This window comes from Agromyces salentinus (assembly GCF_009749395.1).
Lineage (GTDB): Bacteria > Actinomycetota > Actinomycetes > Actinomycetales > Microbacteriaceae > Agromyces > Agromyces salentinus.
In genome coordinates, this window is the sequence record NZ_WBIR01000006.1 from 12,099 (window position 1) to 28,468 (window position 16,370).

The following is a 16,370-nucleotide window of genomic DNA, read 5'->3' on the forward strand; positions in this document are numbered from 1 at the left end:
CGCCGAATGGACCGCTCCGACGGGCTCGCCCACCACCGCACGCGATTCGAGGGTGCCGAGACCGACCTGGTCTACTTCGACGGGAACTCGCTCGGCCGGCCGCCGAAGTCGGCGATCACCCGCGTCGAGGAGTTCCTCCGCGAGAGCTGGGGAGGCCGACTCATCCGCGGTTGGGACGAGTCCTGGCTGCGACTGCCGAACGAGATCGGCGACCGCATCGGGCGGGCGGTGATCGATGCGAAGGCCGGCCAGACGATCATCGGCGACTCGACCACGGTACTGCTGTACAAGCTCGCGCGCGCCGCGGTCGACGCGCAGGTCGCCCGCGACCCCGCCCGCACCGAGATCGTCGTCGACACCGACAACTTCCCGACCGACCGGTACGTGCTCGACGGCATCGCGAAGGAGCGCGGCCTGACCCTCCGCTGGATCGAGGTCGACACCACGGCCGGCGTCACCCCGGAACAACTCGCCGCCGCCGTCGGGCCGCAGACCGGACTCGTCGTCGTCTCCCACGTCGCCTACCGGTCGGCCTACCTCGCGGATGCCCCGCGCCTCACCCGCATCGCACACGACGCCGGTGCGCTGATCCTCTGGGACCTCTGCCACTCCGCCGGCTCCGTGCCGGTCAAGGCCGACGAGTGGGGCTTCGACCTGGCCGTCGGATGCACCTACAAGTACCTCAACGGCGGGCCCGGCTCGCCGGCCTTCGCGTACGTGCGCGAGGACCTGCAGGCCGCCCTCCAGCAGCCGATCCAGGGCTGGTGGGGCACGCGCGACATGTTCCTCATGGGCCCGGAGTACCAACCGGCGCCCGGCATGCAGCGCTTCGTCAGCGGCACGGCCCCGATCGTCGGCATGCTCGCGATGCAGGAGACGCTGGGCATGATCGAGGATGCCGGCATGCCCGCCATCCGCGCGAAGTCGGTCGCCCTCACCGAGTTCGCCATCTCGCTCGCAGCCGAGTGGCTCGCGCCCCTCGGCGTGGCCCTCGCGTCCCCCGACGACACCGAGCGACGCGGCGGGCACGTCACCTTCCTCCATCCCGAGATGCGCGAGGTGGTCGCGCGGCTCTGGCAGCAGGACGTCATTCCCGACTACCGGGATCCCGGCGGCATCCGCATCGGGCTCTCGCCGCTGTCGACGAGCTTCGAAGAGGTGCACCGCGGCATCGCCGCCACGCGCGACGTGCTGAAGCAGGTCCTGCTCGAGCGGGCCGGACTGGCCTGAACGCGGCCTCGGCCTGCGCCGCTAGCACCCCGGCCGGGTCCTGACAACCCCACCGCTGCGATCGGGTGTTCCGAAGATGCCCGACATAGCATCGAGGCATCATCGGACAGGTGAGCGCCCCCACGGGCCGCACCCCGTTCCCGACGTCAGGAGCACAGCATGACGGACACGAATCGAACGAACACCGACACGACCGACGCGGCCCGCGACGCCGCCGAGCAGGCGACCGAGGCGGCCGGCCGCGCGGGCGAGGCGGCGGCGGACGTCACGTCGGACGTCGTCGACCAGGCCGAGGACATCCTCGACGACATGCGCGACGACCTCGCCTCGGCCGCCTCGCAGGCGAAGGATGCCGGCACCGACGCACTCGCGGCCGCGCAGGCCCAGGCCCAGCAGGCCTACGAGACCAGCCGCGAACTCGTCGACGACGGCGTCGGCTTCGTGAAGGCCAAGTACCGGGAGAACCCCGGCCTCGTGATCGCGGTGGGCGCCGCGGCCGTGGTCGCCCTGGGCCTCATCGTGCGGGCGATCGGGCGCCGCTAGCGGCGACCCATCGGCCCGCCCGGGCTCGGCGAAGGGGAACACGCCGGACAGACGACGGAGCGCATCGAGACCTCACGGGTCTCGATGCGCTCCGTTCCCGGTTCCGGGCGCCCGGATCCGGACCGTGGCCGCGCAGCCGCACGCACCCCGGTAGAATCGAAGGCATCCACACCCTCGACACCGGACGGAGAACCGCGGTGCCCACCATCGTCGTCGACGTGATGCCCAAGGCCGAACTGCTCGACCCCCAGGGGAAGGCCGTCGCCGGCGCCCTCTCGCGCACCGGACGTACGGGCTTCAGCTCCGTGCGCATCGGCAAGCGCTTCGAACTCACCGTCGACGGTCCGGTCGACGACGAGCTGCGCGCGAGCGTGCAGCAGATCGCCGAGGAGATCCTCTCGAACTCGGTCATCGAAGACGTCGTCAACATCGACTTCGGCGACGAGGCCGACGAGTCCACGGAGGGCTGACGTCATGCGCATCGGCGTCATCACCTTCCCGGGCTCGCTCGACGACCGCGACGCGCAGCGCGCGGTGCGCCTCGCCGGCGGCGAACCCGTCGCACTCTGGCACGGCTCGCACGACCTCGAGGGCGTCGACGCGCTGATCCTGCCCGGCGGCTTCAGCTACGGCGACTACCTTCGTTGCGGCGCGATCGCCTCGCTCTCCCCGATCATGACCGAGGTCGTCGACGCCGCCAACGCGGGCCTGCCCGTGCTCGGCATCTGCAACGGCTTCCAGATGCTCGCCGAGGCGCACCTGCTCGAGGGCGGCCTGATCCGCAACGACCACGGCTCCTTCATCTGCCGCGACCAGGTCCTCACCGTCGAGAACACCGAGACGGCCTGGACCTCCGACTTCGAGGCCGGCCAGCAGATCACCATCCCGCTGAAGAACGGCGAGGGCGGATTCATCGCCGACGCCGACACGCTCGACCGCCTCGAGGGCGAGGGCCGCGTCGCCTTCCGCTACGTCGACGTGAACCCCAACGGCTCGATGCGCGACATCGCCGGCATCACCAACGCCCGCGGCAACGTCGTCGGCCTCATGCCGCACCCGGAGCACGCGGTCGAGCCCGGCTTCGGCCCCGACACCGCTGCCGCGATGCGGTCGGGCGTCGACGGACTCGGCTTCTTCACGAGCGTCATCCGCAAGGCCCTCGTCGAGGCATAGCCCCGCAGCGAAAACAGGAACGGGCGGCCGGCGACGGTCGTCCATTCCTGTTTTCGGCCGGTGCACGCATCCGTTCCTGTTTTCAGGCGCCGCGGTACGCCGATGCGAGCGGATGCCGCGGCCGTTCGGGGTGGACCTCGACGTGAGCGGATGCGATCGGGCGTCGACGGCCTCGGCTTCTTCACGAGCGTCATCCGCAAGGCCCTCGTCGAGGCGTAGCCCCGCACGGAGACAGGAATGGGCGACCGGCGATGGTCGTCCGTTCCTGTTTTCGGCCCGGTGCACGCATCCGTTCCTGTTTTCAGGCGCCGCGGTGTGCCGATGCGAGCGGATGCCGCGCCGCGGTGCCGCGATGCGGGCGGATGCCGCGCCGCGGTGCGGCGGCTTCGGCCCCGACACCGCCGCCGCGATGCGGTCGGGCGTCGACGGCCTCGGCTTCTTCACGAGCGTCATCCGCAAGGCCCTCGTCGAGGCGTAGCCCCGCAGCGAAAACAGGAACGGGCGACCGGCGACGGCCGTCCATTCCTGTTTTCCGTGCGGTGCACGCATCCATTCCTGTTTTCAGGCGCCGCGGTACGCCGATGCGAGCGGATGCGGCGCCGCAGTGCCGATACGAACGGATGCCGCGCCGCAGTGCCGATGCGAGCGGATGCCGCGCCGCGGTGCGGCGAGGCAGGGATCGTCGAGGGCCCGGGCCTCCGCCCGGGGCCCCGCCGGGGCCGCGCCGTCGCCGTCAGGATTCGTCGCCGCCGTCCGGCCCGTGCGCGGGACGCGTCTCCCCCGCGACATCCGCCTCACTCGCGTCGCCGATGCGCTGCACCGGGATCGCCGCGGTGAAGGTCGACGCCCGCTCCTCCGCGTCCGGGGTTCCGGAGAAGAGCCCGGCGCGCTCCGGGACGGCCTCGGTCGCGGTATGCGGAGCGGCCGTCGTGCGCGCGGCGGGCGCCGCGGCCTCGACCGCGTCCCCGATGAGCACGCGTTGGCGCGGCAGGGCGGCGGCATCCGTCTCGCGAACCCACTCGACGAGGCGCTCTCGCACCACGCACCTGAGGTCCCACAGGGCCGCCGAGTCGTTCGCGCTCACGAGCACGCGGACGCGCACGAAGCCGCCGGTCGCCTCGGTGACCTGCAGCACCGACGTGCGCCCATCCCAGAGCTCGGTGTCCGCGAGCACGAGGTCGAGCTCCTCGCGCATGCCGTCGGTCGAGACGCGCCAGTCGACGTCGAACTCGACCGAGCCGATCAGGGCGCTGCCGTACTTGGTCCAGTTCTCGAACGGGGTCGTCGTGAAGTACGTGCACGGCAGCACCACGGTGCGTTCATCCCAGGTGACCACGACGACGTAGGTGAGCGTGATCTCGCGGATGCGACCCCATTCGCCGTCGACCACGACCACGTCGTCGACGCGGATCGCCTCGCTGAACGCGATCTGCACGCCGGCGAAGACGTTCGCGAGCACCGTCTGCGCGGCGAGGCCGGCGACGATCGACGCGATGCCGGCCGAGGCGAGCACGCTGGCGCCGACGGCCCGGACCTGGTCGAACGTGAGCAGGATCGAGCCGAGTGCGACGACGATGATGACGACCACCACGAGACGGCGCACGATCTGCATCTGGGTGCGCACCCGCCTGGCGACCCGGTTGTCGGCGACGTCGACGTCATAGCGGGAGACGCTGATGTCGACGAGGAACAGGAACACCTGGCAGACGAGCCATGCGCCGACGGCGATGACGAGGATGAGCGCGAGGTGCTCGAGCGCCGGCAGCCACGCCTGCTCGGGGAAGGCGACGCGCACCGCGATCCAGAGGCCGATGACGAGCAGCAGGCTCCGGAACGGCCATCGCGCCCGTCGGATGAGGATCGCGGCCCAGTCGCGACGGCGTGCGATCGCCCTCACGACGAGCGAGGCGATCGCCGAGATCACCAGCACCGCCGCAACGACGATCGCGACCGCGACGACGAATCCGATCCAGGAATGGGTATCGAGCAGGTCCTGCATGCAACTCCCTTCGGCGTCGTCCCAGCCTAGGAAGGCAATCGCAGAGGGACCTGAGCGCACGGCACCCGCACGACGACGGCGGCAGGACACCCGGGATCGGGCATCCTGCCGCCGCTGGTGTTCCGCGCCGGCGCGTCAGCTCAGAAGAGCGGGGTGACGCCGGTGTCGGTCTGGTAACCGGTGACCGGTGCGTGGGGGATCTCCTCCCAGCGCGCCGGGTCCTCCTGCTGCACCTCGCCCGTGGCCATGCCGAGCAGCACCTCCTGCAGTGCGAGCACGTTCTGGCGGATCGACTTGCCGCGCGCCTTCTGGCCGAGGCTGCCGTCGCTCGTGTTGCCACTCGTCTCGAAGAAGATCGCGGGGTTGCTGTGACCCTCGGGGTTCAGGCCCTTGTAGTCGTAGCCGAGCATCATCGCCGAGACGACGCCGCCCTTGATGTCGATCTCGAGGCTGCCGCCGACCTGGTAGCGATCCATGTTGATGTTGCCGTACTTGGCCAGCTCGTCGTAGACGTGCACGTGCATCTGGCGCGTCAGCACGTCGTAGGCGCCACCCTCGATGCCGGGCAGCGTCGGTCCGCCCGGGGCCAGGGAGATGCCGAGCGACAGCGTCACGTCATCGCCCGTGCCGTACTCCGTCTTGAGGCCCTGGTGGTGGATGTCGATGGCGAACGCCGGGTCGACCATCGTCCAGTACTCGTAGAAGGCCTCCGACTCGTCGGCCACGAACTTGCCGTCGCCCCAGTCGCGGTTCAGGTCGATGCGCTGGTTCGAGCCGTCCTGGAGCACCGTCTGGCGGATGTTGAGCTCCGAGCCGTCGGGGTTGTACATCGGGATGACGTGGAACGTGTAGGTCTCGCGCAGCAGTGACCAGTCGGGCGAGCCGTTCGTGCCGAGCTCCTTCAGCACCGACAGCAGCGACTCGGTGCCATAGGGCTCGTTGCCGTGGATGCGCCCCTGCAGCCAGACCGCCTCGGGTCCGTCGCCGACGGTGGCGACGTAGAGGTCGCGCCCCTGCTCGGAGGTGGAGACCTCTGTGCCGACCTCGGCGAGCGTCGTGACGTCGACGCCGAACCGCGACGTGCGTTCGAGGCGTTCGAGCTGGGCGACGAGGTCTGCGTACGTCGCGATGCTCGAGATGTTGGTGCTGCCCTCGGTCGACGGGAAGTTCGGGTCGGCGAGGGCCGGTGATCCGGCGGTCAACGGGATGGCGACGGCGAATGCGGCCGCGGCCGCGATGGCCCTGGTGCGACGACGGCGGTTGGACGGCTTCAGGCCATGGGTCATGCGGTAACTCCCCCTCGAGTCGGATGCGCCGCGTAGGGCGGCGCACGGCCCTCGGATCTGTGCCGGAAGAGGCTTTCCCCGAGTGCTTGCATGCAGCCTAGGGTTCGACCATGGATCGATTCAAGGGACGCCCGTCCGGCGCTTCCGTCGATGTCGCACCGAACGTCCCCTCCGGACATCCGCCCTTCCGCCGTCGTCGGCGATGACGGATGATGGGCTGCATCCGTTGATCGAAGGAGATCCGATGGCCCGCAGTCCGCGCCCCGATGCGACCGTTCCCGATGCGTCCGTGTTCGAGTACCTGTTCGGCGGGCTGGGCGAGGGGGAGCTCGACGCCGTCGCCATCGTCGACGGCACGAGCGGCGCCGAGACCACCTACCGGCAGCTCGTCGGCCAGGTCTCGCTGCTGGCCGGTGCGCTCGCCGCCCGTGAGGTCGCGGTCGGCGACGTCGTCGCGCTGCTCTGCCCGAACGTGCCCGCCTTCGCGACCGTGTTCCACGGCATCCTGCGCGCCGGCGCCACGGCGACCACCGTGAACTCGCTCTACACGCCCGAGGAGATCGCGAGTCAACTGACGGACTCGGGGGCCACCTGGTTCTTCACGGTGTCGCCGCTGCTGCCGGGTGCGAAGGCCGCCGCCGAACAGGTCGGCATCGCCGACGACCACCTCGTGGTGCTCGACGGGGCCGAGGGGCATCCATCGCTCCGCGACCTGCTCGGCGAGGGTCGGCCCGCGCCCGACATCTCGTTCGACCCGGCCGAGCACCTCGCCGTGCTGCCGTACTCCTCGGGCACGACCGGTCGGCCGAAGGGCGTCATGCTCACCCACCGCAACCTCGTCGCGAACGTGACGCAGAACATCCAGGCGATCGGCCTCGAGCGCGAGGACCGGGTGCTCGCGGTGCTGCCGTTCTTCCACATCTACGGCATGACGGTGCTGCTGAACTACGCGCTGAAGTGCCGGGCGAGCCTCGTGACCATGCCGCGGTTCGACCTGGCCGAGTTCCTGAGGGTCATCGGCGAGTACCGGGCGACCTGGCTCTTCATCGCGCCGCCCATCGCGGTCGCCCTCGCGAAGCATCCGCTCGTCGCCCAGGCCGACCTCTCGAGCGTCAAGGTGGTCTTCTCGGGCGCGGCGCCGCTCGACGGCGCCCTCGCGGAGGCCGTCGCCGACCGACTCGACTGCATCGTGTGCCAGGGCTACGGCATGACCGAGACGAGTCCGGTGACGCACGTCATCCCCGTCGACCGGCCCGAGTTGGACCGCTCGAGCATCGGCCACCTGCTGCCGAGCACCGAGGCCCGCGTCATCGACGTCGAGACTGGGAGCGATGTCGAGGTGCCTGCGGAGGGCGCGAGCCGCCCGGGGGAGATCTGGATCCGCGGCCCGCAGGTCATGAAGGGCTACCTCGGCAACCCGGAGGCCACGGCCGAGATGCTCGACGCCGACGGCTGGCTGCACACGGGCGACATCGCGACCGTGACGGCCGACGGCGTCTATCGCATCGTCGACCGGCTGAAGGAGCTCATCAAGTACAAGGGGTACCAGGTCGCGCCCGCGGTGCTCGAGGCCGTGCTGCTGGCGCATCCGAGGATCGCGGATGCCGCGGTGATCGGCGTGCCCGACGAGGACGGCCAGGAGATCCCCAAGGCGTTCGTCGTCGTCCAGGCCGGCGCCGACCTCACGGCCGAGGAGGTCGTCGCCCACGTCGCCGAACACGTCGCACCGCACGAGAAGGTGCGCGCGGTCGAGTTCATCGACGTGGTGCCGAAGTCCACGGCGGGCAAGATCCTGCGCAAGGACCTGCGCGCCAGGCAGGCGGCCGCGTCGGGCGCCTAGCGGCCGACCGCGGTGCCGGATGACGCGTCTGCGGCGCGGCCGCGGCATCCGGCGTGTCCCTCCGCACTGCGGATGGGCGGGTCCGCCACGCCGATATGATCGGCGCGCACACCTGCCGACGGCGGGAGCGAGGGGGCCGAGATGAGCGAGACCGCGCGGACCAGACCGCAGCTGAACGACCTGGCGCACATGCGCGACGCGGTGCTGTTCGACGGACCGGAGGCGCCGCACAAGCTGAGCCGGTTCTGGATGCTGCTGATCCTCTCGTCGATCATCGCCGCGGCCGGCGTGGTGGCCGACTCCACCGCCACCGTGATCGGCGCGATGATCGTCGCCCCGTTGATGCTGCCGATCCAGGGCACCATGCTGGCGACCGTGCTCGGCGACCGCGACGCGCTCATCCGTTCGCTGCTGCTGCTCGTCGCCGGTGCCGCGACGGCCGTCGGCATCGGCTTCCTCGTCGGCATCGTGGTCGTGAACGAGGTCGTCGCGTCGAACAACTCGCAGGTTGCGAGCCGCGTCTCCCCCGGGCTCATCGACCTCCTCGCCGCACTCGCGACCGGCATCGTGGGGTCCATCGCGCTCGTGCGGCGGGACATCTCCGACGCGCTGCCGGGTGTCGCGATCGCGATCTCGCTCGTACCGCCGCTCTCGGTGGTCGGCCTCACGCTGCAGTCGGGCGCCCCCGGCGAGTCGCTGGGTGCCCTGCTGCTGTTCCTGACCAACGTGGCGGCCATCATCGGCACCGGCATCGTGGTCATGGCCGTCTACGGAGCGGGACGGGTCGCGGCGCCTCCCGCCAATGCGCGGCAGATCGCGCACAAGCGTCGCAACACGGCCATCGCGCTCACCGTCATGGGCGTCATCGTCATCGTGCCTCTCACGATCACGAGCGTGCAGACCGCCGAGAACTCCACCAGGGAGTCGACCGTGCACGGCGTCGCCGACGCGTGGGGCACCGAGGTCGGCTGGGCCCTGACGACCGTGAAGACGGAGAACGGCATGATCGTCGCCACGTTCGAGGGCGACAGCAGCGACCCCGACACGGCGACGCTCGAGAGCGACCTGCGCGATGCGGGCATCGATCCGAGCCAGGTGCAGGTCGAGCTCATCCCGACCTACGTCGTCAAGCTCGGACCCGCCGAGGGCACGGGCCAGGGGTAGCCGGCAGCGCCGGCACCCCCGACCCGGTGGCCTCCGGCTAGGCTGCGGCGCCGTCGGCCTCGGGCTGCTGCGGGGCATCCGCGTTCACGCCGGCCGCGTACGCGGCGCGAAGCGAGTCGCCGAGCGTCCGGTCGACGTTCGTCCAGTACTGGAAGAAGCGCTCGCGGATGTCGTCGACCGTGATCGCGCTCGCCTGGCCGGCGAGGGTCACCAGGAACCGCGCCTTCGACTCGTCGGAGAAGACCTCGCGGTAGAGCGTGCCCGCCTGGCCGAAGTCGCTGTCCTCGGCGTGCAGGGTCGCGGCGGCGCGCACGAGCACGCCGTCGTTCTCCCACGAGCCCTCGGCCGTGCGCGAGGCATCCGCCGCCGGACCGCCGACGCTGTTCGGCGCGTACACCGGCGTCGTGGGGGCGTTGAAGGCGTGGCGCTGGGCGCCGTCCTGCGAGTAGTTGTGCACGGGCGCGGCGTGCGGCGCGTTCACGGGGATCTGGTTGTAGTTGGTGCCGACCCGGTAGCGCTGCGCGTCGGGGTAGCTGAACACGCGCGCCATCAGCATCTTGTCGGGGCTGATGTCGGTGCCGGGAACCTGGTTCGCGGGCGAGAAGGCGGCCTGCTCGATCTCGGCGAAGTGGTTCTGCGGGTTGCGGTTGAGCGTGAAGTGCCCGACCGGGATGCGCGGGTAGTCGCCGTGCGGCCACACCTTGGTGAGGTCGAACGGGTTGAAGCGGTACGTCTTCGCGTCGTCGTAGGGCATGACCTGCACCTCGACGTCCCAGGTCGGGAAGTCGCCCTGCTCGATCGCCTCGAACAGGTCGCGGCGGTAGAAGTCGGCGTCGGCACCGGCGATCGCCTCGGCCTCGGGGGCCTCGATCGTCTCGACGCCCTGACGCGCGATGAAGTGGTACTTCACCCAGAAGCGCTCGCCCGCGGCGTTGATCCACTGGTACGTGTGCGAGCCGTAGCCGTTGACGTGGCGCCACGACCGGGGCAGGCCGCGGTCGCCCATGAGGTAGGTGACCTGGTGGGCCGACTCGGGGGAGAGGGTCCAGAAGTCCCACTGCATGTCGGCGTCGCGGAGGCCGGAGCCCGGAAGGCGCTTCTGCGAGTGGATGAAGTCGGGGAACTTGATGGCGTCGCGGATGAAGAACACCGGGGTGTTGTTGCCGACGATGTCGAGGTTGCCCTCGGTCGTGTAGAACTTCAGCGCGAAGCCGCGCACGTCGCGCCAGGTGTCGGGCGAGCCCATCTCGCCGGCGACCGAGGAGAAGCGCAGGAGCGTCTCGGTGGTCGCGCCGGGCTGGAACACGGCCGCGCGGGTGTACTGCGAGACATCCGCCGTGATGACGAGCTCGCCGAAGGCGCCGCCGCCCTTCGCGTGCACGATGCGCTCGGGGATGCGCTCGCGGTTGAACTGGGCGAGCTTCTCGACGAGGTAGCGGTCGTGCAGGACCGTCGCCCCATCGGCGCCGACGGTGAGCGAGTGCGCGTCGCTGGCGACGGGCGTTCCGGTCTGGGTGGTCGTGAACTCGTGCATGTGTTCCTTCTCTGTAGGGGTGACGGATGCCGCGGCGGCACGCCCGCGCACCCGCAGGCGGGGACGACGAACGGCGCCGGTTCGCGGCGGGTGGCACAGGCGTGCCGGGACGGAGGCGGCACGGGCTAGGCCGCTGCCTCCCCCTGCTGGCAACTCGTGCAGAGGCCCCAGAAGGTGACCTCCGCGGTGTGGACGACGAACCCGCTGGTGTCGGACGGCGAGACGCAGGGTGCGTGCCCGACGACGCAGTCGACGTCGGCCACCGCTCCGCAGCGGGTGCAGACGACGTGATGATGGTTGTCGCCGGTGCGCCGCTCGTAGAGCGCCGCCGAACCCGCGGGCTCGATGCGGCGGAGCAGGTGCGCCGCGCTCAGGTCGCCGAGCACGTTGTACACGGTCTGCAGCGGGATTCCCGGGTGCTCGACGCCCACGCGCGCGTGGACGGCCTCGGCGTCGAGGTGCTCGCTGCCGGTGACCACCGCGAGCACCGCGAGACGCGGCTCGGTGACCCGGAGCCCCGCCGAGCGGAGGCGCTCGGCCTCCGCCTCGCGGATCTCATCGGTGGTCATGACTCAAACCTAGCGGGTTTTTTTGAGTCATTCAAAATAACTCCGGCGGATGTCGGCAGCCGGGATCAGTACTGCAGCAGCGAGTACGTCTCGTAGCGGTCGTCGATCGCCGCGCGCCCGCCGAGGTCGACGAGCTCGATCGCGACGGAGATGCCGGCCACGTGCCAGCCCGCGCGTTCGACGAGCCGCGCCGCAGCGGCGACCGTGCCGCCCGTGGCCAGCACGTCGTCGACGATGAGCACGCGCGTGCCCGGCGGCAGTTCGCCCTCGTGCACCTCGAGCGCGGCCGTGCCGTACTCGAGCGCGTACTCCTCGCGGAGCACCGCACGGGGCAGCTTGCCGGCCTTGCGGATCGGCAGCAGTCCCGCCCCGCACAGCGCCGATGCGGCGCCGGCCAGGAGGAAGCCGCGCGCCTCGACGCCCGCGAGCACGTCGAACCGACCGGCGAAGGGCTCGGTGAGCGCCTCGGACAGCGCATGGAAGGCCGGTCCGTCGGCGAAGACCGGGGTCAGATCGCGGAACAGCACCCCCGGCTCGGGGAAGTCGGGAATCGTCGCGAGGTTCGATTCGACAAGGTCGCGCACATGCTGCTCGGTCACCGGTCAAGGCTACTCCGGGCGAGTTCAACCGTTCGGAGGAGGCATCCGCTCAGGGGCGCCTGCGAGCATGGAGCCAACCCCTACGATCCTTGGAGCCTCCCCCGTGTCACCGAAACGCCTGTACCGTGCCTTCGCCATCGCCGAGGCGATCACGTGGACCCTGCTCATCGCGGGCATGATCCTGAAGTACGGGTTCGGACTCGACCTCGCGGTCACGATCGGCGGCGGCATCCACGGCTTCGTGTTCCTCGCCTACGCGGTCATCGCGGTGGTCGTCGGCGTGAACCAGCGCTGGAACGTCGGGCGCATCGCGTTCGCCCTGCTCACGGCGGTCGTGCCCTACGCGACCGTCCCGTTCGAGCTGTGGCTCGTGCGGAAGGGCCACCTCGAGGGCGGATGGCGCCGCGAGGCCGGCGATCACCCCGACGACGGCTCCTTCGCCAACCGGGTCCTGCGGCTCGTGCTCGCCCGGCCGGTGCTGTCCGTCGCCGTCGGCGTGCTCGCGGTCGCGGCCGCCTTCACGGTGCTGCTCGTGATCGGCCCGCCCGTGCCGCCGCCCGCGGCGGGCTAGCCGTTCCCGCGGCCCTGCGGCAGCCAAGCCGTTCCCGCGGCCCTGCGGGCTAGCGACCGACGCGGTTGACGAGCGCCGTCCAGACGAGTGCCGTCGTGGAGCACACCAGGAGCGCGATGAACACCCACGGCAGCGCCGAGAGCCCGATCAGGCCGTAGAGCACGGCGCCGAGCAGCGCGCCGCCGCCGATGCCCGTGTTGAAGGCGGTCGTGTAGAACGAGGCGGCCGCGTCCCGGATGCGTGCCGACGCCGTGTGCAGCAGCCGGGTGTTGAGCATCGTCGGCAGGGCGCCGAACGCGGTTCCGAAGAGCAGGAAGCTCGCGATGCCGGCGACCGGCACGTCGGGGAAGACCGCGAGTCCCGCGACGCCGAGCCCCGTGCCGGCGAGGGCGACGACGAGCCCGACCGTCGGCCGGCGACCGAGCACCGCGCCGGCGAGCACGAGGCCGACGGCGCCCGCGATGCCGTACGCCAGGAGCATGGGGCTGATCGCGCTCGACGGGAGGCCCATGACCTCCGTCATGTACGGCGCGATGTAGGTGTAGAAGGTGTACATGCCGATCATCGTCACGGCGGTGATGACGCACACGACGAGCACCGGCACGAACGTCCGGTCGCTGCGCAGGCGCAGCGGCGCGGCATCCGCTTCACCCGCGTGATGGCGCACGGGCGGAAGGAACCGCCAGACCAGCAGGGCGCCGAGCAGGGTCAGCACGCCCATCGCGGCGAACGCGAAGCGCCAGCCGAGCGCCTGGCCGAGCGCGGTGCCGAGCGGCACGCCGAGCACGAACGCGGCCGAGCCCCCCGCGACGCTGATCGAGACGGCTCGCGCGAGCTGCTCCTTCGGCACGAGGTGCCCCGCGTACGCACCGACGACCGACCAGAACACGCCGTGCGCGGCCCCGCCGATCACGCGCGTGGCGAGCACGGTCGGGTAGTTCGGCGCGAGCGCGCTGAGCACGCAGCTGAGGGCGAGCACGGCGAGCGCGATGACGATGAGGCGCCGACGCGGCACGCGCTTGGTCAGCGAGGCGAGCGGCACGGTGAGCAGCACGACCGTGCCGGCGAACACCGTCACGAGCAGGCCGACGAGCGGTTCGCCGACGCCGAGCTCGCGACTCATGTCGGGCAGCAGGCCGGTCGGGAGCATCTCGATCGTGACCGAGAGGAAGACGGCGGCGGCGAGCACGACGAGCCCGAGCCAGGGGAACGGCGGCGCAGGATGCACCGTGGGAATGGAAGAAGTCATGTGGATTGCCCGAACGAGCGTCGACCGTGGGGGCGCGGGCGGGGCTCCGCGAGTGCGCACCATGCCACGGTGACTGCGCGCCGTTGTGCGCGCCCAGGGCCGACGCGAACCGTCGACCGCGACCAGTCTACCGAGCGGATGCCGCGCGCAGGCTGGACGAATCGCGCCCGCCCGCGGAAGGTAGACTCACTGGGTCAGGCATCCGCCCGGGGCATCCGCTCGCATCTGTGCCGTCCACACCACTGGAGCTCGCCACTCGTGACCATCGAAACCACCGCAACGACCGCTGCCGAATCGTCGAAGCCGGCGCCGGTGCTCGACACCGTCGAGGTCGCCGCCGCCACTCCCGAGAAGGAGCAGCCGTACGCCGCGCTGGGCCTGAAGCCCGACGAGTACGAGCGCATCCGCAACATCCTCGGCCGGCGCCCCACGAGCGCCGAGCTCGCGATGTACTCCGTGATGTGGAGCGAGCACTGCTCCTACAAGTCGAGCAAGATCTACCTGAAGCAGTTCGGCAAGAAGGTCACGCCCGCGATGAAGCAGCACCTGATGGTGGGCATGGGCGAGAACGCCGGCGTGCTCGACATCGGCGAGGGCTGGGCCGTCACCTTCAAGATCGAGTCGCACAACCACCCGAGCTACATCGAGCCCTTCCAGGGCGCGGCCACCGGCGTCGGCGGCATCGTGCGCGACATCATCTCGATGGGGGCGCGACCCGTCGCCGTCATGGACGCCCTGCGCTTCGGTGACATCAACCACCCCGACACCGCACGCGTCGTGCACGGCGTCGTCTCGGGCATCAGCTTCTACGGCAACTGCCTCGGGCTGCCGAACATCGGCGGCGAGACCTGGTTCGACTCGGTCTACCAGGCGAACCCGCTCGTGAACGCGCTCGCCGTCGGCGTGCTCCGCCACGAGGACCTGCACCTGGCCAACGCCAAGGGCGCGGGCAACAAGGTCGTGCTCTTCGGCGCCCGCACGGGCGGCGACGGCATCGGCGGTGCCTCGATCCTCGCGTCCGACACGTTCGCCGAGGGCGGCCCGACCAAGCGCCCCGCGGTGCAGGTCGGCGACCCCTTCGCCGAGAAGGTGCTCATCGAGTGCTGCCTCGAGCTCTTCGCGGGCGACCTCGTCGAGGGCATCCAGGACCTCGGTGCCGCCGGCATCTCCTGCGCGACCTCCGAGCTCGCCTCCAACGGCGACGGCGGCATGGCGATCGTGCTCGACGACGTGCTGCTGCGCGACCCCACGCTCACGCCCGAAGAGATCCTGATGAGCGAGAGCCAGGAGCGCATGATGGCCATCGTGCGCCCCGAGAAGCTCGACGGCTTCCTCGAGGTCGTCAAGAAGTGGGACGTCGAGACGAGCGTGCTCGGCGAGGTCACCGACAGCGGTCGCCTGAGCATCATGTGGCACGGCCAGGAGATCGTGAACGTCGACCCGCGCACCGTCGCGATCGACGGCCCCGTCTACGAGCGCCCGGTCGCGTACCCCACGTGGATCGACGCCCTCCAGGCCGACACCGCCGCGAAGCTCGACCGTCCGGCCACGCCCGACGAGATCCGCGAGCAGTTCCTGAAGCTCGTGGGCTCGGCCAACCAGGCGGATGCCGCGTGGGTCACGAACCAGTACGACTCCTACGTGCTCGGCAACACCGCGCTCGGCGCCCCCGACGACGCCGGCATGATCCGCGTCGACGAGGAGTCCGGCCTCGGCGTCTCGGTCGCGACCGACGCGAACGGCCGCTACTCCTACCTCGACCCGCGCCAGGGCGCGAAGCTCGCCCTCGCCGAGGCGTACCGCAACGTCGCCGTCACGGGCGCCAAGCCCATGGGCGTCTCCGACTGCCTGAACTTCGGCTCCCCCGAGAACCCCGAGGTCATGTGGCAGTTCTCCGAGACCGTCGAGGGCCTCTCTGACGCGTGCCTCGAGCTCGGCATCCCCGTCACGGGCGGCAACGTCAGCTTCTACAACCAGACCGGTGACGTGCCGATCCACCCGACGCCCGTCATCGCCGTGCTCGGCGTCATCGACGACGTGGCCCGCCGCATCCCCTCGGGATGGCAGGACGACGGCCACAACATCTACCTCCTCGGCGACACCGCGCTCGAGCTCGACGGGTCCGCGTGGGCCGGCACCGTGCACGGCCACCTCGGCGGCCTCCCGCCGGCCGTCTCGCTCGAGGGCGAGAAGACGCTCGCCGAGCTGCTCGCCGCGGCGGCGCTCGAGGGCCTCATCGACTCCGCGCACGACCTGAGCGACGGCGGCCTCGCGATCGCGCTGGCCGAGGCGGTCACCCGCTTCGGCGTCGGCGCCCGCGTGTTCCTCGGCGAGGTCACCGCCGACGCCGGCATCGACGTCGCGACCGCGCTCTTCTCCGAGTCGGCCGGCCGCGTCATCGTCTCGGTCCCCCGGGAAGACGACGTGAAGTTCCGCGGCCTCTGCGACGGACGCGGCTACCCCGTGCGCCGCATCGGCGTGACGGATGCCGCATCCGGCTCGCTCGAGGTGCAGGACGCCTTCACCGTCTCGATCGACGAGCTGCGCAGCACCAACCGCGCACCGCTCGCCGACGCGTTCGGGCCCGTCGTCGGGTACTGATCGTGCTCGGCG

14 protein-coding genes and 1 pseudogene are annotated in these 16,370 nt (G+C 70.9%); 9 read left to right on the top strand and 6 right to left on the bottom strand.

The genetic code is table 11. From position 1 onward, the window contains the following. Window positions 1-6 precede the first annotated feature (6 nt). The 5 genes and pseudogenes from GQQ95_RS07265 to GQQ95_RS07285 all read left to right on the top strand — a co-directional run. Window positions 7-1,230: a kynureninase gene (locus tag GQQ95_RS07265; RefSeq protein ID WP_157427239.1), complete on the top strand. Its 1,224-nt coding sequence runs from the start codon at window positions 7-9 to the stop codon at window positions 1,228-1,230. 159 nt (window positions 1,231-1,389) lie between these two features. Beyond that, window positions 1,390-1,773, top strand: coding sequence for a hypothetical protein (locus tag GQQ95_RS07270; RefSeq protein WP_157427006.1), 384 nt, complete (start codon window positions 1,390-1,392; stop codon window positions 1,771-1,773). A 197-nt stretch (window positions 1,774-1,970) separates the two neighbouring features. Beyond that, window positions 1,971-2,243, top strand: coding sequence for a phosphoribosylformylglycinamidine synthase subunit PurS (gene purS / locus GQQ95_RS07275; RefSeq protein WP_170297004.1), 273 nt, complete (start codon window positions 1,971-1,973; stop codon window positions 2,241-2,243). Between the two features lie 4 nt (window positions 2,244-2,247). After that, window positions 2,248-2,946, top strand: a complete 699-nt coding sequence (gene purQ / locus GQQ95_RS07280) for a phosphoribosylformylglycinamidine synthase subunit PurQ (protein WP_157427007.1) — start codon at window positions 2,248-2,250, stop codon at window positions 2,944-2,946. A gap of 382 nt (window positions 2,947-3,328) precedes the next feature. Next, a pseudogene (locus GQQ95_RS07285) lies at window positions 3,329-3,424 on the top strand (phosphoribosylformylglycinamidine synthase subunit PurQ); the annotation flags it as partial. Between the two features lie 255 nt (window positions 3,425-3,679). Here the strand turns inward: GQQ95_RS07285 and GQQ95_RS07290 are convergent. Both GQQ95_RS07290 and GQQ95_RS07295 read right to left on the bottom strand, forming a co-directional pair. Further along, window positions 3,680-4,945, bottom strand: a complete 1,266-nt coding sequence (locus GQQ95_RS07290) for a mechanosensitive ion channel family protein (protein WP_157427008.1) — start codon at window positions 4,943-4,945, stop codon at window positions 3,680-3,682. A gap of 140 nt (window positions 4,946-5,085) precedes the next feature. Continuing rightward, the gene (locus tag GQQ95_RS07295; protein WP_157427009.1) at window positions 5,086-6,231 is read right to left on the bottom strand and encodes a M14 family zinc carboxypeptidase; all 1,146 of its coding nucleotides are present in this window, start codon (window positions 6,229-6,231) and stop codon (window positions 5,086-5,088) included. 244 nt (window positions 6,232-6,475) lie between these two features. On the opposite strand from GQQ95_RS07295, the gene GQQ95_RS07300 reads away from it, so the two are divergent. Beyond that, entirely contained in the window at window positions 6,476-8,071 is a 1,596-nt protein-coding gene (locus tag GQQ95_RS07300) for an AMP-binding protein (RefSeq protein WP_157427010.1), read from the top strand. A 141-nt stretch (window positions 8,072-8,212) separates the two neighbouring features. Next, window positions 8,213-9,235, top strand: coding sequence for a DUF389 domain-containing protein (locus GQQ95_RS07305; RefSeq protein WP_157427011.1), 1,023 nt, complete (start codon window positions 8,213-8,215; stop codon window positions 9,233-9,235). A 37-nt stretch (window positions 9,236-9,272) separates the two neighbouring features. Here GQQ95_RS07305 and GQQ95_RS07310 read toward each other — a convergent pair whose 3' ends face one another. The 3 genes from GQQ95_RS07310 to GQQ95_RS07320 all read right to left on the bottom strand — a co-directional run bounded on the left by GQQ95_RS07310 (window position 9,273) and on the right by GQQ95_RS07320 (window position 11,937). Beyond that, window positions 9,273-10,769 carry a catalase gene (locus GQQ95_RS07310; RefSeq protein ID WP_157427012.1) on the bottom strand — a complete coding sequence of 499 codons (1,497 nt, stop codon included), beginning with the start codon at window positions 10,767-10,769 and terminating at the stop codon, window positions 9,273-9,275. Window positions 10,770-10,894: 125 nt separating this feature from the next. Then, entirely contained in the window at window positions 10,895-11,338 is a 444-nt protein-coding gene (locus tag GQQ95_RS07315; RefSeq protein WP_157427013.1) for a Fur family transcriptional regulator, read from the bottom strand. Window positions 11,339-11,403: 65 nt separating this feature from the next. Next, on the bottom strand, window positions 11,404-11,937 hold the full coding sequence (locus tag GQQ95_RS07320; protein WP_157427014.1) for an adenine phosphoribosyltransferase: 534 nt from the start codon (window positions 11,935-11,937) through the stop codon (window positions 11,404-11,406). A 103-nt stretch (window positions 11,938-12,040) separates the two neighbouring features. On the opposite strand from GQQ95_RS07320, the gene GQQ95_RS07325 reads away from it, so the two are divergent. Beyond that, the gene (locus GQQ95_RS07325) at window positions 12,041-12,508 is read left to right on the top strand and encodes a DUF3817 domain-containing protein (RefSeq protein WP_246205243.1); all 468 of its coding nucleotides are present in this window, start codon (window positions 12,041-12,043) and stop codon (window positions 12,506-12,508) included. 49 nt (window positions 12,509-12,557) lie between these two features. Here the strand turns inward: GQQ95_RS07325 and GQQ95_RS07330 are convergent, their stop codons facing one another. Continuing rightward, window positions 12,558-13,757: an MFS transporter gene (locus GQQ95_RS07330; RefSeq protein WP_157427016.1), complete on the bottom strand. Its 1,200-nt coding sequence runs from the start codon at window positions 13,755-13,757 to the stop codon at window positions 12,558-12,560. A 258-nt stretch (window positions 13,758-14,015) separates the two neighbouring features. On the opposite strand from GQQ95_RS07330, the gene purL reads away from it, so the two are divergent. Continuing rightward, window positions 14,016-16,358 (top strand): phosphoribosylformylglycinamidine synthase subunit PurL, encoded by a 2,343-nt coding sequence (gene purL, locus GQQ95_RS07335; RefSeq protein ID WP_246205245.1) that lies wholly within the window; start codon window positions 14,016-14,018, stop codon window positions 16,356-16,358. Window positions 16,359-16,370: the final 12 nt, after the last annotated feature.